The organism is Phaeobacter sp. NW0010-22, assembly GCF_040365955.1.
Taxonomy (GTDB): domain Bacteria; phylum Pseudomonadota; class Alphaproteobacteria; order Rhodobacterales; family Rhodobacteraceae; genus OMPR01.
In genome coordinates this window covers 752,963-775,601 of the sequence record NZ_BAABWT010000001.1, presented here as the reverse complement: position 1 = coordinate 775,601, position 22,639 = coordinate 752,963, and the positions used below count along the sequence as shown (strand labels likewise).

15 protein-coding genes and 2 tRNA genes are annotated in these 22,639 nt (G+C 55.2%); 6 read left to right on the top strand and 11 right to left on the bottom strand.

Annotation, left to right across the window (positions count from 1 at the left end):
- Positions 1 to 91 precede the first annotated feature (91 nt).
- The 3 genes from ABWV33_RS03540 to ABWV33_RS03530 form a co-directional block, all read right to left on the bottom strand.
- Positions 92 to 2,584, bottom strand: coding sequence for a penicillin-binding protein 1A (locus ABWV33_RS03540; protein ID WP_113823066.1), 2,493 nt, complete (start codon positions 2,582 to 2,584; stop codon positions 92 to 94).
- A 166-nt stretch (positions 2,585 to 2,750) separates the two neighbouring features.
- Entirely contained in the window at positions 2,751 to 3,971 is a 1,221-nt protein-coding gene (locus ABWV33_RS03535; protein ID WP_121999777.1) for an N-acetylmuramoyl-L-alanine amidase, read from the bottom strand.
- A gap of 61 nt (positions 3,972 to 4,032) precedes the next feature.
- Complete coding sequence (locus tag ABWV33_RS03530) at positions 4,033 to 5,178, bottom strand: pyridoxal phosphate-dependent aminotransferase (RefSeq protein WP_353329126.1); 1,146 nt, start codon at positions 5,176 to 5,178, stop codon at positions 4,033 to 4,035.
- 22 nt (positions 5,179 to 5,200) lie between these two features.
- Here ABWV33_RS03530 and ABWV33_RS03525 point away from each other — a divergent pair, with 22 nt between their 5' ends.
- Both ABWV33_RS03525 and ABWV33_RS03520 read left to right on the top strand, forming a co-directional pair.
- Complete coding sequence (locus ABWV33_RS03525; protein WP_353329125.1) at positions 5,201 to 6,556, top strand: M48 family metalloprotease; 1,356 nt, start codon at positions 5,201 to 5,203, stop codon at positions 6,554 to 6,556.
- Complete coding sequence (locus tag ABWV33_RS03520) at positions 6,553 to 7,308, top strand: DsbA family protein (RefSeq protein ID WP_353329235.1); 756 nt, start codon at positions 6,553 to 6,555, stop codon at positions 7,306 to 7,308. Before ABWV33_RS03525 ends, ABWV33_RS03520 begins: the two co-directional genes overlap by 4 nt.
- A gap of 57 nt (positions 7,309 to 7,365) precedes the next feature.
- Here ABWV33_RS03520 and ispG read toward each other — a convergent pair whose 3' ends face one another.
- The 3 genes from ispG to hemA form a co-directional block, all read right to left on the bottom strand.
- Positions 7,366 to 8,487, bottom strand: coding sequence for a flavodoxin-dependent (E)-4-hydroxy-3-methylbut-2-enyl-diphosphate synthase (gene ispG, locus ABWV33_RS03515; protein ID WP_113823061.1), 1,122 nt, complete (start codon positions 8,485 to 8,487; stop codon positions 7,366 to 7,368).
- Between the two features lie 68 nt (positions 8,488 to 8,555).
- Complete coding sequence (locus tag ABWV33_RS03510) at positions 8,556 to 9,749, bottom strand: helix-turn-helix domain-containing protein (RefSeq protein ID WP_353329124.1); 1,194 nt, start codon at positions 9,747 to 9,749, stop codon at positions 8,556 to 8,558.
- A gap of 134 nt (positions 9,750 to 9,883) precedes the next feature.
- Entirely contained in the window at positions 9,884 to 11,107 is a 1,224-nt protein-coding gene (gene hemA, locus ABWV33_RS03505) for a 5-aminolevulinate synthase (RefSeq protein ID WP_113823157.1), read from the bottom strand.
- Positions 11,108 to 11,424: 317 nt separating this feature from the next.
- On the opposite strand from hemA, the gene ABWV33_RS03500 reads away from it, so the two are divergent.
- Positions 11,425 to 12,804: a M20/M25/M40 family metallo-hydrolase gene (locus ABWV33_RS03500; protein WP_353329123.1), complete on the top strand. Its 1,380-nt coding sequence runs from the start codon at positions 11,425 to 11,427 to the stop codon at positions 12,802 to 12,804.
- A 23-nt stretch (positions 12,805 to 12,827) separates the two neighbouring features.
- Here the strand turns inward: ABWV33_RS03500 and ABWV33_RS03495 are convergent, their stop codons facing one another.
- The 5 genes from ABWV33_RS03495 to ABWV33_RS03475 form a co-directional block, all read right to left on the bottom strand.
- The gene (locus tag ABWV33_RS03495; RefSeq protein ID WP_113823156.1) at positions 12,828 to 13,709 is read right to left on the bottom strand and encodes a glycosyltransferase family 2 protein; all 882 of its coding nucleotides are present in this window, start codon (positions 13,707 to 13,709) and stop codon (positions 12,828 to 12,830) included.
- Positions 13,710 to 13,830: 121 nt separating this feature from the next.
- Positions 13,831 to 13,907, bottom strand: a tRNA-Asp gene (locus ABWV33_RS03490).
- A 74-nt stretch (positions 13,908 to 13,981) separates the two neighbouring features.
- Positions 13,982 to 14,058: transfer RNA gene (locus ABWV33_RS03485), tRNA-Asp, on the bottom strand.
- A gap of 455 nt (positions 14,059 to 14,513) precedes the next feature.
- Positions 14,514 to 15,041 carry a hypothetical protein gene (locus ABWV33_RS03480; protein WP_353329122.1) on the bottom strand — a complete coding sequence of 176 codons (528 nt, stop codon included), beginning with the start codon at positions 15,039 to 15,041 and terminating at the stop codon, positions 14,514 to 14,516.
- Positions 15,042 to 15,199: 158 nt separating this feature from the next.
- Complete coding sequence (locus tag ABWV33_RS03475; RefSeq protein WP_353329121.1) at positions 15,200 to 16,177, bottom strand: LysR family transcriptional regulator; 978 nt, start codon at positions 16,175 to 16,177, stop codon at positions 15,200 to 15,202.
- A 108-nt stretch (positions 16,178 to 16,285) separates the two neighbouring features.
- Between ABWV33_RS03475 and ABWV33_RS03470 the strand changes: the two genes are divergently transcribed.
- From ABWV33_RS03470 to ABWV33_RS03460, 3 genes are read left to right on the top strand one after another with little or no spacing between them, the layout of a single operon-like run.
- A complete protein-coding gene (locus tag ABWV33_RS03470; protein WP_353329120.1) occupies positions 16,286 to 17,830 on the top strand; it encodes a trimethylamine methyltransferase family protein in 1,545 nt (514 codons plus the stop codon).
- Entirely contained in the window at positions 17,830 to 20,223 is a 2,394-nt protein-coding gene (locus ABWV33_RS03465; RefSeq protein ID WP_353329119.1) for a GcvT family protein, read from the top strand. Before ABWV33_RS03470 ends, ABWV33_RS03465 begins: the two co-directional genes overlap by 1 nt.
- Complete coding sequence (locus ABWV33_RS03460; protein WP_353329118.1) at positions 20,220 to 22,631, top strand: GcvT family protein; 2,412 nt, start codon at positions 20,220 to 20,222, stop codon at positions 22,629 to 22,631. Before ABWV33_RS03465 ends, ABWV33_RS03460 begins: the two co-directional genes overlap by 4 nt.
- Positions 22,632 to 22,639 lie beyond the last annotated feature (8 nt).

The window sequence follows — 22,639 nt, the reverse complement described above, 5'->3', positions numbered from 1 at the left end:
CCTGATACCAAGACCGGCTGCCCTCTACAAGGCAACCGGCGTGCTTATCGTACCTAACACAACCAGTTAGAGGGCGCTGGAGCAAAATAGATCAGTATAGCCCGCCTGAACTGACCGTACCAAAGTTGGCTTTTGGCCCCACTGTAGTCTTCTGACCTGTGGATGTTGTGACTTGGTGCCCGGCTTGCTGTGCTTCTTCGAACAGAGGCAAATCGGATCCCATGGCAAAGCCACCATCATAGGTACGACCGAAAATAGGCTCTTCGCCATCGCGGAAATACTCAGCGACCACATGCGCACCACTCGCGTTGTCAGGCAATCGACCACCGGTAAAACGGTCAATTTTGATGAAGTGCCCACCAGGGGGAACATCAAACGGTCCACCGCCATATTTTTCAGTGGCTTTGGTCATAAAGCTCTGGAAAACGGGGCCACACATGCCACCGCCAGACGCACCACGTCCAAGAGGACGCGGGCGATCATACCCGATATAACAGCCAGCCACGATGTTCGAAGTGAACCCGACGAACCATACATCGCGGGCTTCGTTGGTGGTTCCTGTTTTACCTGCCGTTGGAACGGGCAGCTTTACAGTTCGGCTCGCGGTGCCCCGCTCAACCACACCCCGCATCATCGAAGTCAGCTGATAGGCGGTCACCGCATCCATGACCTGCTCACGATTGGTCAAGATCCGTGGGGAAGCATCTGGCGCAATTGCCGAAGACGTACAATCCACACAATCGCGATCGTCGTGACGGTAGATCGTTTTCCCGTACCGATCCTGAATACGGTCAACCAATGTTGGTTCGACACGTTCGCCGCCGTTGGCAAACATCGCATAGGCGGCAACCATCTTGAACAATGTTGTTTCTTCGGACCCCAGCGCGTTGGCCAGATATGGGCCCATGTGATCATATACCCCGAAACGTTCGGCGTATCCCGCAACAACAGGCATCGAAACCTCTTGCGCCAAACGAATGGTCATCAGGTTTCTGGACCGTTCGATTCCAGTCCGCAAAGGTGTCGGGCCATAGAATTTGCGAGACGCGTTTTTCGGACGCCACAAACCTTGCGGTGTGTTTACCTCGATCGGCGCATCAACAACGATTGTTGCCGGGCTGTATCCACTGTCCAAAGCCGCAGCATACACAAACGGTTTAAACGATGATCCAGGTTGGCGTTGTGCCTGCGTCGCACGGTTGAAAACCGTATCCTGATAAGAAAACCCACCCTGCATCGCCAGAACACGGCCAGAGTTCACGTCCATCGCCATGAACCCGCCCTGCACTTCGGGAACCTGCCGCAAGGACCACTGCCCGGTATCTTCGACGGCCCGGACTAGAACTACATCCCCAATCTTGAAGTTTTCTTGGAAGTTTCCCTTCATCCATTTGATGTCAGATCGCGGTACAACACCATCTGCTTCGGCATTTTCCACGCCAACCCGCAGGCTCTTGTCCGCAATGGACAGAACAACCGCTGGCAGCCACTTTCCACCAAGCGTGACATCGCGCGATACATCTGCATTGCGCAGAGCCTCGCGCCATTTGACCTCGTCCCCCAACACTTCGGCAGGGAGTGTTTCACCCGTTCCACGCCACTTGCCACGAGACCGGTCATATTTCTGCAACGCAACACGCAGAGACTTGGCTGCTTCCACTTGCATCTCTTCGTCGATGCTGGCGCGCACGGTAAAGCCACCAGTGAAAAACTCACCTTCACCAAAATCTTCACTCAGCTGGCGGCGGATTTCGTCAGTGAAATAGTCACGCGGTGGCAAAGCCGTCCGAAAACTCTGGAAATCGCCATTCTGAACGGATCGTAGCGGTTGGCTCACTTCATCTTCATACTCAGCCGTTGAGATATAGCCGTTTTCCATCATCTCCTTCAGCACGAAATCGCGTCGCGACAAAAGCCGCTCTTTGCGTCTGACAGGGTGATAATCTGAAGGCGCCTTGGGCAACGACGCGAGGAATGCGGCCTCGTGTGGTTCCAGTTCGCTCAATGTTTTGTTGAAATACGTCTGAGCTGCAGCAGTCACCCCATACGAGTTCTGGCCTAGAAAGATCTCGTTCATATAGAGTTCAAGGATCTGTTCTTTGTTTAGCGTCTCTTCCAGACGGGCGGCCAGTATGATCTCTTTGATCTTGCGTTCGGCCTTGCGATCCCCCGACAGCAAAAAGTTTTTCATCACCTGCTGCGTGATCGTCGAAGCCCCGCGCACGTTTTGCCCCCGCGAACGCACCGCTTCGAACCCGGCGGCGGCGATGCCGCGCATATCATAGCCTTTGTGCGTATAGAAATTCTTGTCTTCGGCAGAGATGAAGGCCTGCTTTACCAAATCCGGAATTTCATCCGCTGGCGTAAAGAGCCGGCGTTCCTTGGCGAATTCATCAATCAAATTCCCCTCGCCGGAATATATTCGGCTGATCGTCGGCGGCTTATACTGGGCCAAGGATTCGTGGCTGGGCAGGTCGCGCCCATACATCCAAAAGACGCCACCAAGTGTCAGCGCGACCATGAAAATACCCAAGGTCACGAGGCTGAAAATTGCCCCAAAGAAGGAGAGGATGAACCGGATCACGTTGCTGCCTTTTTTCCGCGGTGCCGTCTATATAGGCATCCAACCCGCAAGGGTCAAAATGTCAGGTGGCGAATGCGCGCTCAAATCGCACAATTCTTCCACTACGTGACGTGATTTTTGCGCTTGTTGCCTACTCAGGATGGTTTAACCCTCGACAGAACGCGCACTATTGTCGGATCAAAGATTTCTGCTCCAGATCCGTTCGACGCCAGTTCTGCAACCCATTCCGAATGCCCTGCGCCATGCTTGCCCGCCAATTGGGGTTTTGAAGGTTCTTCAAATCGCGCGGGCTGGACATAAATCCAATCTCGATCAACACCGATGGAATGTCTGCGGCTTTCAGCACTGAAAACGCAGCAGATCTTAGGGGCCGGCGGTTCATCGGCCCTCCTTGTTGTGTCATCCCATCCACCAAAGCCTGTGCCAAGCTATAGGTGCGTGGCTGCGTTTCCTGACGCGCCAGATCCAACAAGATATCGGTGACCTGATCATCCGCCTTGCTCAGATCCACACCGGACAACAAATCACTACGGTCATGGCGCTCCGCCAACTTGGCGCTCGCAATATCAGACGCCTCATCTGACAACACATGAACCGTTGCACCATGCGCCAATCCTTCGGCCAGTGAATCCGCATGAAGAGAGAGAAAGACATCAGCACCTGCTTGATGTGCCAATGAAATGCGGCGTTCAAGCGATACAAAATAATCGGTATCCCGAGTCAAAATAACTTCGAACCCTTCCGACCTGAGCAACAGCTCGCGCAACTCGCGCGCAAAGGCGAGCATGAGGTGCTTTTCATCGATGTCCCCTGCTTCGGCACCGGGGTCAATCCCACCGTGGCCCGGGTCCAAGACAACCCTGAGCGGCGCATCAGGCTTCTTGGGTTCTAACTTCGCGATATCTTCAGGAACTGGCAAATCCCAACGCGGATCATTTGGGGGCCCTGCCTGCGACTCAAAAACCTTTTGACTGACAGGCTTGAGCTGCACCAAAAGACGTGCGCCGCCAGTTACATCGTCAACCGATAGCTCGGCCTGCTCTACTGCCATTGGTCCAGCCAAATCCAGTACCAAGCGGGACCATCCCGGCACATAAGTCCCAAATTGCGCCTGCTCAATAGCCTTAGTTTGCACCAAATCACTGGATTTCAACCCAGTCCAGTCAACCTCTTGAAAGTCGAGAACCAAGCGCGGCGGACCAGCCAAAGTGAACAACCTGAAAGGCACCCCTTGGCTCAGCGACAGATTAATCTGCACCTTATCAGCACGCGCATCGGTGATCTGACTTTGCGTCGGATCAATACGAGCCAATCCGCTGAATTCCTGCGCCCAAGCCGGGACCGACAGGACACATCCCACCAACAATGCCGAAAGAAATCTGTTCATGAACCCTTGGCCCTTGTCATTTTCAAACGTTTTAACGCCTGCGTATCCCTTTGGAAACGTCCTAGTCGCGCGCCGCCATAAAGGCTGCAAGCCGGACCAAACCTTCTTCGATATCTTCGGTCGCGCGCGCATAAGAAAAGCGCAACGTCCCTGCCCCGCGCACGGCGTCAAAATCTAACCCCGGTGTCACCGCAACACCCGCTTTCTCCAATATCTCAGCAGCAAACGCCCGGCTGTCATTGGTCAGGTCAGTCACATCTGCATAAATGTAAAACGCGCCATCAGGGGGGGCTATTTTTGTGAACCCTGCTTTTGGCAACCCTTCAAGCATCAAGGCCCGGTTCGTTTTATAGACGTCCAGATTGCCCTGCAGCTCCTCTTCACACTCCATCGCAGCCAAAGCCGCAACCTGACTCGCGTGAGGGGCGCAGATGAACATGTTCTGCGCGATGCGTTCGATCACTCGGACGTGGTCTTCGGGAACCACCATCCAGCCCACTCGCCACCCGGTCATCGAGAAATATTTGGAAAACGAGTTGATGACATAACATTCATCCGTCAATTCCAGCGCGGTTACGGCTTTGGCCTCGTATTCAATGCCATGATAAATTTCATCACTGATAAAGGCTGCATTCTGCGCCTGTGTTGCATCAATCAGCGCACCCATCGCCTTGTGATCCAGCATGGTCCCGGTCGGGTTCGCAGGCGAGGCAACCATCAAACCAGCTAAATCTAGATTGGCAAAATCAGCCGGCACGGGCTGCAACCGGTTCTCGGGCGCTGTTTGTATGTCCACGGGAACCAGATCAAGCGCGCTCAGAATCTGGCGATACGACGGATACCCCGGAGCGCCAATGCCCACACGATCCCCCGTATCGAACAAAGAGGTAAACGCCAGCAAAAATCCGCCGCTTGATCCGGGCGTTACAACCACCCGATCTGGGCTCAGATCAACGTTATACCACTCGCCGTACAGTCGTGCGATCCGTTGGCGTAATTCTGGTAAACCCAGCGCCACGGTATAGCCGAGTGAATCTTGCTGCAAAGACCGCGTCAGAGCATCAACTGCCCCCTTGGGGGCACCGGTCCCGGGTTGCCCAACCTCCATATGAATAATCCGGCGACCGCCCTCTTCGGCGCGGCGAGCAGCCTCCATCACATCCATCACAATAAAGGGATCAACTTTTGAGCGGGTTGAGTTTCGCATGTGCTTCTCCCATGTTGCGGCCATGACTTTTGAACGCGTATCCCGACTGGCGTCAATCCCAGCATTTTGTTTGGCCGCAGTCCTGTTTCTTGTTTCAGCAACACCCTCTGTTGCGATCCAATTGTTGCGCGACCCAGATATTGAATATGGTCTGAAAGAACTGGCCTTTCCAGTGTTGCGCGCCGCCGGCCTCAGCCCCAATCGGGTCAAGGTTTTGGTCGTGAACGACAGCAGCCTCAACGCCTTTGTCGTTGATCACAATACGATTTTTCTGAACTATGGCTTGATCGTAAAAGTCAAACGCGCCGATGTGATTCAGGCGGTGATCGCGCATGAAGCGGCCCATATCGCAAATGGCCACCTCGCGCGACGCATCGGTAATTTGGAAAATGCCAGGAACCTGTCAAGCTTGGGCATTGCCCTCGCTCTATTGGCCGCAGCCGCTGGCGGCGGCGACGCAGCTGCAGGAATCGCTGCGGGTACGCAAAGTTCGGCAATCCGCGGTTTTCTAAGTCATACCCGCGCCGAAGAAGCCGCCGCAGACCGGTCGGCGGCCAGCTATATGCGCCTGTCTGACATTTCGCCACAGGGCTTGGTTGATTTGCACCGCACCTTTGCCGGGCAAGAGTTGCTGAGCGTCGGGCGCCAAGATCCCTACATGCAATCCCATCCGCTAACCCGAGATCGGATACGTGCAGCAGAAAACTATGTCGCGTCCTATACGAGCCAAGCCAAACCCAATGCCAATGCCAATGCGGAATATTGGTTTAACAGGGTCAAAGGCAAAATCACTGCTTTCACCCGCTCCCCTAAGTGGACACAAAGCTCTGTTAAACATGAAAAAAGTCGAGATGTAGCGCTGATGCGCCAAGCCATCGCGTACCACAGGCTAAACAATTATTCCCAAGCACTCAGCTCCGTCAACGCGGCGTTGGAGATACGCCCCGAAGATCCCTATTACTACGAACTCAAAGGACAAATTCTGGTAGAAAACCGGAAATGGGATGCATCTGTTCGCGCTTATGAAACGGCTGTAGAGCTTGCCCCGCGCGAGCCTTTGGTTCTTGCGGGGCTCGGACGCGCCCTGCTTCACGCCGGCAAGCCAAAAGAAGCCCTGGCACAACTGCAAAAAGCACGCGCAAGAGATTACCGCGATATTCGCATGCTGCGCGATCTTGCGATGGCTTATTCGAAAACTGGAAACAACGGCATGGCCTCGGTGGTGACCGCTGAACGCTACGCTTTACAAGGCCGCATGGCAGACGCAGGCATTCACGCCAAACGTGCCATCGGAACCCTCCCTACCGGATCAACCGGTTGGCAACGGGCACAGGATGTGCTCATTGCTTCTGAACGTGCTGAAAGAAGGAAACGATAATGCTCCGTTTTGCCGCCCCGGCCCTTACGGCCCTGACCCTCATATCTGGCCCGGTTCAGGCGTTGGATCTCAGCGCGATGAGTGCTGACGAACGCGACGCCTTTGGCGTACAGGTCCGCGAATACTTGCTGGAAAACCCTCAGGTCATCCTCGAAGCAATCAACTTGCTAGAGCAACAGCAAGCTGCTGCAGAATCTCAGGCCGATCTGCAACTGGTTCAAAACAATGCAGATGAGCTGTTCAACGATGGCTACAGTTGGGTTGGAGGCAATCCAGAGGGCGACATCACACTGGTCGAATTCATGGACTACCGTTGTGGATACTGCCGCCGTGCTGTCCCTGAGGTCGCTAAACTGCTTCAAGCGGATGGCAACATCCGTCTGGTGATCAAAGAGCTACCAATCTTGGGCGAAGCTTCCGTCATTTCATCCCGCTTTGCGGTCGCCGCCAAACAGGTTGGTGGCGATGAGGCTTACAAACAAGTGCACGACGCCTTGCTCGAGTTTGGCGGCGACGCGACCGAAGTCACATTGCGCCGCCTGTCAGATGGCCTTGGGTTGGAAACGGATGCGATCTTTGAATCCATGAATAGTGACGCGGTCACCGAAGAAATCGCCCGCACGAGAGAACTCGCCCAAAAACTCAACATCTCGGGCACACCAACCTTTGTGTTGGGCACCGAATTGCTGCGAGGGTTCTTGCCTGCAGATCAGATGCAACAGATTGCGGCACAGGTTCGCGACCAAAGCTAAAGTCGCTCAAAAAAGATGAAAAAAGGCCGCCAAGCAATTGCTATAGCGGTCTTTTTACTATTCTGCCGCGTCTTGCAGGGCGTCCAACTCGGCCGCTTTACGCTCCACCTGTTCGACGATGTGATCCACCATTTGATCATTGTTCAGCTTGTGGCTTTGCGCGCCAGCCAAATAAACCATCCCCGACCCAGCACCACCACCGGTAAAGCCAACATCCGTCATGAGCGCCTCACCCGGGCCATTCACCACGCATCCGATAATACTCAGGCTCATCGGCGTTTTGATATGCTCAAGGCGCTTCTCAAGCGCCTCAACGGTTTTGATCACATCAAACCCTTGCCGCGCACAAGATGGGCAAGAAATGATGTTCACGCCCCGATGCCTCAGCCCTAGTGACTTGAGGATTTCATAGCCGACTTTGACTTCTTCAACCGGGTCAGCGGACAGAGACACCCGAATGGTATCCCCGATCCCCATCCACAGCAGATTTCCCAAACCGATCGCGGATTTGATGGTGCCACTCACCAATCCACCTGCCTCGGTGATGCCCAAATGAATGGGGGCGTCTGTCGCTTCGGCCAACCCCTGATAGGCAGCGGCGGACATAAACACATCGGATGCTTTGACCGAAATCTTGAAGTTGTGGAAATCGTTATCTTGCAGGATCCGGATATGCTCCAACCCGCTTTCGACCATCGCATCAGGACAAGGCTCGCCGTATTTATCCAACAGGTGCTTTTCCAGGCTGCCCGCGTTTACACCAATACGGATTGAACAATTGTGATCTTTGGCGGCCTTGATGACGTCCTTGACCCGTTTCTCATCCCCAATATTACCCGGGTTAATCCGCAAACAGGCAGCGCCAGCCTCAGCTGCTTCGATACCTCGTTTATAATGGAAATGAATATCCGCCACGATCGGAACCGGGCTTTCAGCAACAATTTCTTTCAGCGCTTGAGAGGACGCAACATCCGGAACCGACACGCGTACAATGTCTGCCCCTGCTTCGGCAGCAGCTTGCACCTGAGCGATTGTCGCAGAAGCGTCCGAGGTCAGTGTGTTCGTCATGGTCTGCACAGAGATCGGTGCATCCCCACCAACAGGGACATTCCCCACCATGATCTGCCGGGATTTGCGACGGTAGATATTCCGCCAAGGGCGCACGTGGTTAAGAGACATGACTAAATCCGCATCTGATCCGTTTTACGGATACATAAGCACCTGACCCCTGCGCCGCAATGGTTCGATTATTCAATCGGGGCGTCCACAGTCACTTGCGCCTCGGCAACCATACGCGCCAGATCCCGATCTTGTTCCAGATCAGCAACTTCGTAACGCTCGCCCACTTCGTCTATTGAAAGCGGTAAGTTCTTGGTCACAACACCGCGGTTTCCAACAGGCCCATAATGTTCACCGCTCATGGCAAAATAGATGGCGCCTGATTCCCCGGCTCTCAGAGTTGGTGGCTCTTCCGTGAGGGGCACTTCGTAATTCTGCCCTGGCTCCATGATCCCTTCGAAAATCACAGACCCATCTGCCGCACTGACCCTTACCCAAGATGGCCGCACCGCAACCATAACAAGGTTTTCGGAAACCTCTTCAACAACCTGCGGTACCGGATCTTCAACCCGTTGATGAGACGCAATTTGAACATCAGGCAGATCAGGCGCGCGGAAACTTCCGCCAGCGCGTGGATCAAGGGTCGAAATCGGCGCATCACGCGCAACCAACACCGGCACATCCAAAGCCTGCGGGCGGTACATCCGGTCCAAAGCCTCTGCGGTTGGTGCGGTCAATCCTGCATTGCTATCGGCCACTTTACCGCGGGTCGCGGCATCCAATGGGTCCAGATCCGAAAGAACAACAGGAGCTTGCTCAACCGGAGCAAACTGGACCTGCTGAACCTGTTTCAGAACAGTCCAACCACCATACCCAATGCCACCAATCAAGGCGACCAAGATCAGGCTGGATCCAATTGCACGTGGTTCTATGTGAGAAAAAACAGATTCGCCGCTTGGGACAAAAGGGGTACTCGGCGACATGAACGGATCCCGCCCCATCGGCCCCTTCGCCGCAACTTCGCCACCGGACTTCTTAACGACAGAGGCCTGCGCCGACATACCGTGCGCAACTTCGAATCCGCTTTCCTGACAGAAAATTCCAAAAGCTTCGTCGGGGTCCATACCCAAATACCGCGCATACGAGCGTACGTATCCGGCAATGAATCCGGGTGTGTCAAAGGCAGTTGGATCTGAATTTTCGATCGCGGCGATGTAATTGGCCTTAATGCGAAGCTCTCGTTGAACATCAAGCAGCGACTTTCCTAAAGTCGCCCGCTCGCCGCGCATCATATCGCCGAGACGCATCTCAAAGTCGTCAAACCCCTTGGGTTGTTCGACTTCTACGTCCTTTGATTTGCGCTGAAATCTGCGCCCAATCATGCCTGCTGCCTCATTACTAACCGCTGTAAACCTTCAGCCACGCCCCATAATCGAGTCCCATCACGATTCGTCCGGCGCTTTTTGTTAGAACGATAGTAACACGATTCAAGGGCCTTGCACACTATCCCTAGTGGTCAACCCGCCAGTTCGGCGCGATTCAGCGCACAATGAGACCACAAAGCGTCCATTGCATTGATCAGCTTGTTCATCTCGCCGGGGCCATGAACGGGCGACGGGGTAAAGCGCAAGCGCTCTGTGCCACGCGGAACCGTTGGGAAATTGATCGGCTGCGCGTAGATACCATATTCCTCCAACAACATGTCGCTCAACTTTTTGGTATGCACAGGATTCCCTACCATTACCGGCACGATATGGCTGCCGTGGTCGATCAATGGCAGGCCCATTCCCTTCAAACGCATCTTCAAGACTTTGGCCTGTGCCTGATGCTGTTCGCGCAATTCAGGGTGCCGCTTAAGATAGGCGACAGAAGCAGCCGCACCAGCAGCAACTGCTGGGGGAAGCGATGTCGTAAAGATGAAGCCCGGCGCGTAAGATCTTATAGCATCACACATTTTATCAGATGCAGCTATGTACCCGCCCATGACACCATAGGCTTTGGCCAACGTTCCGTTGATAATGTCCAGACGGTGCATCAAACGATCACGTTCTGCTACGCCAGCGCCACGGGGGCCATACAAGCCGACGGCGTGGACCTCATCAATGTACGTTAGTGCACCGAATTCATCCGCAAGATCGCATAGAGCCTCGATAGGACCAAAGTCACCATCCATCGAATAGATCGATTCAAAGGCGATCAATTTTGGTGCGGCAGGATCGTCAGCTTCGAGCAACTCACGCAGGTGGGCTACATCATTGTGACGGAACACGCGCTTCTGACCGCCGTTGCGGCGTACACCTTCGATCATCGAAGCGTGATTCAGCGCATCAGAGTAGATGATCAATCCAGGGAAAAGTTTAGGCAAAGTGCTCAGAGTCGCGTCATTCGCAATATAGGCCGAGGTAAACAGCAGTGCTGATTCCTTGCCGTGCAGGTCCGCCAATTCCGCCTCAAGCCGCTTGTGATAGACAGTGGTACCCGAAATATTGCGCGTCCCACCCGACCCGGCACCGGCAGAATCCACCGCTTCATGCATGGCCTCCAAGACAACAGGGTGTTGCCCCATGCCCAAATAATCGTTGCCACACCAAACGGTTATGTCCTGCTTGGATCCATCCGGCTTGGTCCAGACAGCGTGCGGAAAATGTCCCTTGTGCCGTTCAATGTTGATAAAGGTCCGGTAACGGCCTTCATCATGTAGCTTCTGAATGGCTGCATCGAGTTGCGAGGTATAATCCACCGGGCTCTCCATTGATCATCCGGAACAGTGCCGGTCTTGCGTGGCGCGCGCCACATTCATACTTGTGAATGAATATATCTCGCGCATCTTTCAATCAACTGCCTACAGTCGGGCCTGATGTCGCAGCTTTGATCTGCATCAAATATACACCGAGTTCTGCCTTCACAAGAGAATCCGCGCCATATCACGTGGCGAAAACGGCGTTTTTCACTCTGACAAAGCACATTCGTTTCATATCGGAGACATTCTACACCTCTGGACAGTGCCACGCGCGCTGATAGGGTCGCCCAAAGTTCCCATGACCAAAGGATCAAACCATGTCACTCGATGACGTTCTTGCCCGCATTGATGCGGATATGCCTGCCGCTACGGATCGGCTACTCGACCTGTTGCGAATCCGCTCAATTTCGACAGACCCGGCGTTCAAAGACGATTGCGACAAAGCTGCTGACTGGCTGGTCGAAGACCTGCAAAGCCTTGGTATCAAAACCGAAAAACGCGTGACACCGGGCCACCCAATGGTTGTCGGCCACATCGATGGCCCAGGACCGCATCTGTTGTTTTATGGACACTACGATGTCCAACCCGTTGATCCGCTGGATCTGTGGGACCGTGACCCGTTTGATCCCGCAATCGAGGATACCGCCAAAGGCCGGGTCATTCGTGGCCGCGGGGCTTCTGATGACAAAGGCCAGTTGATGACCTTTATCGAGGCTTGCCGGGCATGGAAATCTGTTCATGGCGCCCTGCCCTGTAAACTGACCTTCTTTCTGGAAGGCGAAGAAGAATCAGGTTCCCCCTCTTTGGTCCCCTTCATGGAAGAAAACCGGGACGAGCTAAAAAGCGATATCGCACTGATCTGCGACACCGGCATGTTCGAAAGCAAAGTTCCCGCAATCACAACAATGTTGCGTGGCCTTCTTGGCGAAGATTTCACCATCACTGGCCCCACGCGCGACCTTCATTCTGGCATGTACGGCGGCATCGGCATGAACCCTATCCGGGTGCTGAGCAAGATCCTTGCGGGCCTGCATGACGAAACAGGCCACATCACATTGCCCGGGTTTTATGATGGCGTGACAGAGCTCTCCGATGAAATGCGCGCGCAATGGCAGGGGCTGAACTTTGATCACTCCGCGTTTCTGGAAGACGTCGGCCTAAAGGCCCCTGCCGGAGAGCAGGACCGCACGCCCCTGGAACAAATCTGGTCGCGCCCAACCTGCGATGTAAACGGTATTTGGGGCGGCTACACTGGCGATGGCTTCAAAACGGTCTTGCCCAGTCAAGCCAGCGCCAAGGTTTCGTTCCGCCTTGTCGGGGATCAAGACCCAGAGGCAATCCGCGCCAACTTCCGCACCTACCTCGAAGCCAATCTGCCCGAAGGGTTCACTGTCGATTATCGCACCGACAAAGCCTCGGGTGCGTCCCGAATGTCTGTGGAAGACCCCGCCTTTGAAAAGGCCCGCGTGGCTCTCAGCGACGAATGGGGCATCCCAGCCGCTTATGTTGGCTGCGGTGGATCGATTCCAATCGCTGGTTACTTTAAAGAGATCATCGGCACCGATGCCATGCTCGTTGGTTTCGGCAAGGATGACGACCAGATCCACTCTCCTAACGAAAAATACGATCTGGAGAGCTTCCACAAGGGCACACGGTCGTGGGCGCGAATCCTGCACGCCCTAAGCCCCTCTTCCTAAAACGGTGCTGGGGTGAACCGCGCCTAGGCGCGATCTGCCCCGGCAAACCGTTCAGGCAACACATACAGCTCTTCGTAATCCGGACGCTGGAAATGCCACAGCCCGTCTTTACGGGGTTTCCAAGTTTGGTGCATGCGCCTGCGGACATGCGCCAAATCAAACTTGGGTGCAATTGGACGCTGATCAAAAGCCGCAAACGTACTGTCATCGTCGCGCCCTTCGGCAAACCATTTGGGGTTGGTGCGAACCTGCCCGTCGCCTACGTTTTTCTGCTCTTCCACAAACGCATTGCGCCGGTTTGCTGTGTCTACAAACAGATCGTAATCGCAGTACTTCATATGAAAGAGATACAGAAAGTCTGGCATGTTCAGCTTATCGTATTCAGCATAATGCCCGCCCCGGCCCAATTTCGCAGGGCGTGACACGATACAAGGCTTCGCATAATGCAGCGCCACCTGAACGTGCCTGCGCGGCCCCAGAATACCGTCCTCTATGCTGTCCGGCTCTTTGTCGCGCAAATGGACAATCTCGAGCCCCATGGCCGTGTAAACCGTCCGCCCCGGTGCCTCGTCCAACCATGTTCGCAGATTTTTACCCGAATCCGGATCCACTACGACAAATTCATCAACATCACAAACCAGAACATGGCGGTACCACTGTCGCAGGGCGTTCTTGAGATGGTTCTTGGTTCGCCAGTGAAGCATCGTAAACTTGCTGGTCTCGATCGCCGGAACTGGGAAAATGTTGCACCCTTCCGCGATTTCGCGCACCTGCGGTTCATCCCCATGACTGATGATGTACAGATTTTTGCGCCCGAACAGCCCGCCATAATACTGTACAAATCGGCGCAACAGAAATGCGTCATCCCGAACAATCGTCAGAATCGCCGTATTCGCTTCATCCATGCCCAGATGCTCCTGCTCTCGTTTTTCTTTCAGATAGCGGGGTTCGACAGACAACAGCAAGACCAAGCCTGAGCCTTAGGCCCGAAACTTGTCACTCAGCGTTTTTTGGGGAACAGAAAAATGGCGCGGTTGACGGGGCTCGAACCCGCGACCTCCGGCGTGACAGGCCGGCACTCTAACCAGCTGAGCTACAACCGCGCATTTTCCAGTGACACCTAAGTGTCGGCACCCTATCCGGGTCAGATCCCTAACCCCGGGACAGGGAAACAACGTGGCGCGGTTGACGGGGCTCGAACCCGCGACCCCCGGCGTGACAGGCCGGTACTCTAACCATCTGAGCTACAACCGCCCGCTGTTTCGTTCAGCGTGTCTTGCTGACCGTTGGGGTGTACTATTTCCACTCCGCGGCATCGTCAAGCGGCCATTCACACTTTTTTCCAAACAATCGCAAAAACTTGTGGATAGCTTTCCTCAGGCCGCCCGTCCCTGACTCCCAAAAAAACCACAAACTAACTTAAAAGCAACAGCTTACAAGAATATTGGCACCGCAAAATCAGACAGAACCCGCAGATCCAACTTATTTCTTAGGCAAGTCAAACTTCCAGTTCCCCCTCTAGGTCCATCTGTTTTCGGACCGTCAGCCCCAAGCGCCCGCCGGGTCGCGGCAGACCTTGCACACGCTCGGACGATACACGCACCTTCATATCCATAAGAACGCGCCCGGCACCTGCTGCCTTTGAATAAAAAAGGCGCGCAAGGTTCCCCTTACACGCCCTTTCATTGAAAAAGTCAGTGCCTTTGCTGTTACATCTGCTCAGCGTTGCACTTCCGACCCATTTCCATCGCCTTATAGGTCCCGGTCAAGTCTACAACAAAAGCAGCCTCGGTTTCGGGGAAAACAGTCATAGTATACTTTTTGGCCAGATCACTAATAAAGGCTGGGTTATTCGCTAAGATGTAACCGCCGGAATACCCTTCAGTGATATTGCCTTTCATACCAGTCGCTTTCGAAGAATATACGTTACCATCAATGCTGATAATAACTTCTTCCTTCTGGCCTTTTCTAACGCCAGCTTCGTTTTTGGAAAACACACCCAAGTATCCAACCGAATGATCTGCGGTCAGACCCATTTGGACAACGTTCGCTGCTGCATCCACGTTCTCAATCAAACAAGATTTACGTTCGATATCGACATAAACGTTCCAGCCTTCAACTTCACCGTATTTCGTGAACCCATCGCTTCCAGGGGCAATCACACCTTCTGCCATTGCACCCGTTGCCAAACCAACAACAATCGCAGAAACAGACAGCGCAGTTTTAAATTTAATCATCAGATAACTCCCTCTAAGTAGAACAAACAGTTCTACATTATCCTATTACTTGATTCCATGCGAGGTCGAGTTCGCACTCATTTGAATATGTTTCCGTTTCTCTCGATTTCCGCCTAAAGTTATTGTCCGCACATAAATTGAGCGACAATCAGCCGATATCACTCATCAATTGCCTCAAAAATGTGCACCACCTCTTTCCCAACTTGCCCCATTTGCCCCTCAATTTGCCCTCTCAAGGAAGACCGGACGTATTTAGCAATAGCCGCTGGCATGGACGCAAATTCCTGATCTCGCGCGACAACTGTAATCGTTCGTGACATTGCCGCGCCCGGCAACGGGCGTACATTCAGTGGCATTCGTTCCACCAGACCATCAATCAATAAGGTTGGCGTCAAAATGGTGAATCCCATCCCTTCCGCAACGCAAGCTGTCACCATGCTACTTCGATCTGCCTGAATCACGCGGGGAGGCTGTACCCGCAGACGCCGCAAATGTTGGGAGATCCGACGCCCCACATCCGTTGTATCGCCAAACCGAACCAATGGCAGTTGTTGAACCACCTCTTCCAGACTGCGAACCGACCCTTGAAACCCAGCAGGCAGCACCAAAAGAAACGACTCAGTAAACACCGGATGCCGCTCTAACCCGTCTAGGTCATAAAGCGGATTGCTGGTGACAACGATGTCCGCCTGCTTGGTACGAATAAGCGCCTCGTGGTCCCCACTTTGCCCCGCATGCAGAATCATATCCTGCACCCCAAAATCATCCTTCGCCAAGCGAACCAAACCCGGTGAAACCGTGGTGGCAATCGACGCTTGCAACCCAAGGCGCAGACGCGTGATTGGGCGGGGTCCTTGGTGGCGCATATCGCTGCTCAACGTGCCTACAGCGGTCAGGATTTGGGTGGCATGACGGTGCATCAACACCCCCGCCTGTGTTGGGCGCACAGGGCGCACACCCCGATCCAGCAGCTTTACATCATAGGTTTTTTCCAACCCTGCAATATGCTGCGATGCAGCGGATTGCGTCATGCCAAGCAGACGTGCTGCCGCCGTCACTTGACCGGTTTCCACAACAGCAACAAAGACTTCCATGGCCTTTATCAAGTTCGAATTCATCGCGCTGCGCTGTTCCATCATCACCCCATTTGAATTGCTAGCATTAGAAATCCTAATACTCGTAACTGTCAATTGATCGCCCACCCGCCCCTCTGCACAGTACCCGCCAACACAAGGAGGCTGGCCATGACCGAACCCCAACCCAAACGGCGGCGCAAAAAATCAGGCGGGCGCGGCGCACCACGTCCCGGCAGCGATCAGCCTCGCGCGCCCTTCATCCTGCGCAAACTTGGCACCTTCAACATCCTTGGCGAAGAGGGGCTGAGCCTGATCGAGGAAAACGCCGATAAAATCCTTGCCGAAACCGGCATGGATTTCGTCGACGATCCTGAAATCCTGGAAATCTTTGCCAACGCAGGCTGCGATGTTCAGGCCAGCCGCGTACGATTTGCCCCCGGATATTGCCGCAAGACAATTCAGGCAACCGCCCCCAAGCAGTTCATCCAACATGCCCGAAACCCCGCCAATTCGGTGCAACTGGGCGGTGATGCAACCGTGCTCTGCCCGTCATGGGGGCCGCCGTTTGTGCACGATCTGGATCGCGGCCGCCGCTATGCCACCTTTGAGGACTTTGAAACACTGGTGAAACTGCACCACACAATCCCCTGGCTCCACCACTCGGGCGGCGTGGTGTGCGAACCCGTGGACCTGCCAGCAAACAAGCGCCACCTGGATATGCTGTACACCCACATCCGATACTCTGACCGCCCCTTCATGGGCGCCTTTATCGGGGCCGAACGCGCAGGTCACGCGTTGGACATGGCCAGGATCGTCTTTGGTTCGGATTATGTCGCTGAAAACCCGGTGCTTTACTGCGTGTCAAATACCAATGCGCCGTTGGTTATGGATTCCCATATGTCGGGCGCTTTGAAAACATACGCCCGCGCAGGACAGCCGGTGGCCACCGCCCCCTGGGTGCTGGCCGGTGCTATGAGTCCGTGCACCGTAGCAGGCACCATGGCACAGGTTCTGGCCGAGGCTTTGGCCTGCCTGACACTGGTGCAGCTGGTCAAACCCGGCGCACCAGCGCTGATGGGCAGCTTTGCCTCGACCATGTCGATGCAATCGGGCGCGCCGACGTTTGGAACACCCGAAGCCGGTCAAATGGTGCTTGCCGCCGGTCAACTGGCGCGCCGGCTGGGCGTGCCCTTGCACACAGTCGGCACCTTAAGTGCGTCGAAAATCCCCGATGCCCAAAGCCAGCAAGAGGCCACTTGGGGCCTGATGATGTCGATGTTTGCCGGGGCCAACCTGATCAACCACGCCACCGGCTGGTTAGAAGGGGGACTGGTGACCAGTTACGAGAAAACCATGATCGATGCCGATTTATGCGGAAAGATGGCGCGTTTCTTTGACGGCATCGACCTGAGCGAAAATGCACAAGCCATGTCTGCCATTGCGGCCACCGGACCGGGCGCGCATTTCCTAGGGTCCGAACATACCCAAGCCAATTTCATGTCCGCCCTGTTCCGCCCAGAAACGCCGGACAACAACGCCTATGAACATTGGGAGGCCGCAGGATCACTGGATACAGCCCAACGCGCCAATGCGCTGTGGAAGTCCCATCTGGATACCTACGAGGACCCCGGACTGGACCCGGCCATAGATGAAGAGCTGCAAGCCTATATAGCCAAACGCAAAGCGGAAACACCTGACATGGATTACTTCTGATGGGGCGGACAATTATCATTGGTGGTGGCGCGATTGGTCTGTCTCTGGCGTATCACCTGGCCCATCGCGGGGCTGAAGATGTGGTGGTGTTGGAGCGAAACCAGCTGACATCCGGCACATCTTGGCACGCGGCGGGCATAGTTGGCCCGCTGCGCGCCACCCCCAACATGACCAAACTCGCGAGCTATGCCCTCGAGTTGTTCCCAAAGCTCGAGACGGAAACCGGCATGGCCACCGGCTATCGCCAAACCGGGGGCTATTGGCTGGCCCGACGCCCGGAGCGTCTGGATGAATTACATCGGATTTCCGCGTTGGGACGGCATTTTGGGCTTGATGCGCAGGTGATTGACGCTGGCGACGTGAACGTGCCAGGGCTGGATGTGTCTGACCACGCCGGTGCCATGTGGGTTGCACAAGACGCCAACGTAAACCCGGTTGATCTGTGCATGGCCTATGCCCGCGCGGCCCGTTCCAAAGGCGTGGACATCCGCGAAAACATTCGGGTGGAGCGTATTGTTACAGAAGGCGGGACCGCGCGGGGCGTCGCGCTGGCCGATGGGACAATCCTTGAAGCCGAAAGCGTCGCAATCTGTGCCGGAGCGTGGTCAAAACCCTTGGCCCAGGCGGCGGGGTTAGATCTCCCGCTACAGGCTGTGGAACACATGTATGTGGTGACAGAACCCATGCCAGGGCTGCCGAACCCATTTCCGGTGATCCGTGATATGGACACCGGCATTTACATCAAAGGTGACGCTGGGAAACTGGTGATTGGGGGCTTCGAGCCACATGCCAAGATCTGGGATGCGTTTGGCCCCGAGGGGGATCGTCCGTTTCTGGAAATGCCCGAAGATTGGGATCAGTTCATGCCCTTCATGGAAGCGGCGCTGGAATTGATCCCAGCACTAGCAGAAACTGGCATTCAACATTTCATGAACGGGCCAGAGAGTTTCACCAACGATACCCGCCCATTGGTTGGGGCCGCCCCGTTTGTGAATGGGCTATACGTGGCGGCAGGTATGAATTCGGTCGGGATTATGTCATCGGCTGGAATAGGGCGCGTGTTGGCCGATTGGATGGTCGATGGCGTAGCCCCCATGGATTTATGGGAAGTCGATGTCGCCCGCGCCGATCCCCGCACCGCAACGCCAACGCATATGGCAGATCGCATGCAAGAAAGCGTCGCAGATCTGATGGCGATGCACTGGCCTTTCAAACAACCCAAAGCGGGGCGTGGCATAAGATGTTCTGCGCTTCATGGTTCTTGGGAACAGAAGGGCGCGGTTTTTGGCCTGACAGCCGGGTGGGAACGCGCGCTGTGGTATGCGCAGTCCGACACAGAACGTGATCTGCCTTATTCGGTTGGAGAACAGAGTTGGTTCCCCCTCGCCCAGCGCGAAGCCGCGCAAATGAACGACGGTGCGGTTCTGTTGGACCTCTCCCCCTTTGGAAAGTTTGACGTGTCTGGGCCAGACGCCTTGTGTGCAATGAACACTTTGGTCTGCGCCCAGATGGATGTCCCCATTGGGCGCGCTGTCTATACCCCGATGTTGAATGAACGAGGCGGCATTGAAGGTGACCTGACTGTGACCCGATTGGGGAGCCAGCATTTTCGCATCACCTCTGGTGCCGCAACGCGCTGGCGGGATCTGGCGCTGCTGCGCCGCCGCTGCGCGGTCTGGTCTGTCGACTTACAGGATGTCACCGAAACCGAGTGCGTTATTGGCGTCATGGGTGCAGCCGCGCGGAATATCCTGAGCGAAGTCAGTTACGACAACTGGGTCGATTTCCCATTCTCAACGGTACGAGACTTGATGGTCGCCAGTATCCCCTGCCGCGCAACACGAATGAGCTTTGTCGGCGAATTGGGATGGGAATTGAACATTCCCGCCGATCAAGCGCGAACGGTTTTTGATGCGTTGACCCTTCAGGGTGCACAGCCAATGGGCATGTACGCGCTAGAAGCATGTCGGATCGAAAAGGCGTTTCGCCATTGGGGCCATGACCTGGGGCCAGAAATCACCCCCTTGGAAGCGGGCCTTGGGTTCACGATCGACTGGAGCAAGGACTTCAACGGAAAACCCGCTTTAGAAGCCCAGCGCGCCGCTGGTTTATCCCGGCGTCTTTGTCTGTTTCAGGTAGAGGGTGATCCGCTCATCTTGCATGACGAGCCCATTCTCGAAAACGGAACTGTCGTTGGCCTAACCACCTCGGGTGCCAAAGGGGCGCGCACGGGGCTGACGCTTGCGCTTGGAATGATAAACATCTCTCGCGGTGAAAAGCTCTCACACACCTGCAGCAGAACGTTTGAGTTTGACATTGCGGGACAGACCTATCCGGCACGGGTCTTGCCCCGTCCCCCGTATGACCCCAAAGGCGAAAGGATGCGCGGATGACCGACGCTCAGGTTCTAATCATTGGTGGCGGTGCAATGGGCGTATCGCTCATGTATCATCTGACCAAAGCCGGATGGCGTGATGTGGTGTTGGTCGAAAAGAACGACCTGACTCATGGGTCAACCTGGCATGCTGCCGGACTTTGTACACATTTCGCCCATAATCCTACGATTCAGGAACTGCGCGCCCGGTCTGTACGCCTATACCGGGATATCCTGCCAGAAGAGACCGGTCAGAGCTGTGGCTTTCATCGCTCGGGCGCAATGCGTGTAACATCCAACCCTGATCGTATGGATGAGTTTCGCCATGTTGCCGGGCTATCGGACTTTACCGGCTATCCCTTAGAGGTGCTGACCCCCGAGCGTATCGCTGAGTTGCACCCTCTTGCCAAATTGGATGGATTGATCGGTGGGATTTATGAACCCGATGACGGCCATGTGGATCCAACGCTTGCGACCAATGCAATGGCACAAGTCGCGACGCGCAATGGGGCAAAGATCAGCCGATACAATCCAGTCCGTTCCATTCACCGCGAAGATGGCAAATGGATCGTAGAAACAGACAAAGACACCTTTCGGGCCACTCACATTGTCAACGCCGCTGGCACATGGGGGTGGGAGATTGGGCACATGATGGGCTTGAATATCCCTTCTGTCCCGGTGTTGCACCAGTATCTGGTGACCGACACCATTCCCGAAGTCACTGATCGGATCAATGCGGGCCTACCTGAACTGCCCATGATCCGCGACCCCGAGGAAAGCTGGTATGTACGCCAAGAGCGGGACGGTCTAATATTGGGCCCCTACGAGAAAGACGCACAAGTTTGGTCTATCGACGGGGTCCCTCCTGAATTTGGTGCCGATCTGATGCCGCCTGATCTGGATCGGGTTGAACATATTATCGAAGCCGCCATGGATCGGGTGCCTGCCCTGATGAATGGTGGCGTCAAAACCGTGGTAAACGGTCCGATCACCTTTACCCCTGATGCCAACCCCCTGATTGGTCCTGCACATGGGTTGGACAACGCATGGCTTATCACGGGTTCCTCTATGGGTGTGATGGAGGGCGGTGGCTCGGGCTGGTTCTTTGCCCATTGGATGACACATGGCGCGCCCCCTATGGATGCCCTTGCCGTTGATAGCCGACGGTTTGGCACATGGGCGGATCGGGATTATCGCGTAGACAAGGCGATTGAATGCTTTGGCCTGCAGTTCGGAGTGCATTACCCGGGCGAAGAGCGCCCCGCAGGACGTAACAAGCGCCTGTCCCCCCTACACCAACTGATGCTGGATCGCGGGGCCGTCATGGGCGCGGCCTATGGGTGGGAGCGCCCCAATTGGTTCTCAGACAGGCCCGGTGATATCGCCCACGAAAGCTTTCGCCGCCCGAACTGGTTCCCTCGTGTCGCTCTAGAGGTCGAGACGGCCACAACCAAAGCTGCGATTGCCGATCTTTCGGTGTTTTCCAAATTTGACGTGATTGGTCCAGACGCGCGGAGCTTTGTCGAAACACTTGGAGCCAATCGCGCCCCGGCAAACGGGCGCATCGGATTAACCCATGTGTTGACCCCTGCAGGAGGTGTTCTGTCTGAGTTCACAGTAACCATGCTCAGCGATACACACGCCTACCTGACATCCGCAGCCGCTGCGGAACAGATCGATCTGGATCAATTGCTTTCCCATGCAGAGGGTAAGGACGTTTCTGTCATCAACCGATGCGAGGATTTCGCCGTCATTGGTCTGATGGGCCCCCTATCCCGTGATATACTGCGCGCCCATACCGATGCGGACCTGGACAACGGATTTCCTTGGCTCACCGCTCAGACACTTGACGTTGCCGGGCGACCTGTCCGGGCACTGCGCGTTTCGTATCTTGGCGAATTGGGCTGGGAGCTGCACATGGATCGCGTACATGCAGAGCATGTGTTCCTTACCTTAGAGGCCACAGGCAAGCCGAAGGGCATGGGCTACTATGGGGCCTACGCCGCCAACGCGATGCGATTGGAAAAGGGTTATCACGGTTGGGGCAGTGATCTCACCACCGAGCGGAGCCTGCACGAAGCCGGGCTGGGCATGTTTGCCCGCGCCAAGGGTCGTGACTTTGTCGGCCGTGACGCCATGTTGGATCGTGAGGACCGGGACGATCGGTGGAATATGGTCTTACTTGAAATCCACAACAGTGAATTTGACCCGTTCTATGCCCACTCTGTTCTGCAGGACGATCAAGTCGTCGGGATTGTGACGTCTGGCGCCTATGGACATCGCACCGACAAAACACTGGCGCTTGCCTATCTGAGGGATCGCCACGCCACCGAGGGGCTTTCTGTTTCGATCCTGGGGCGCAAATGCCCCGCCACGATCCTCCCCAAAGCTCCGTTTGACCCCGACAACACGCGCCTGAAATCCTAAAGAGGAGG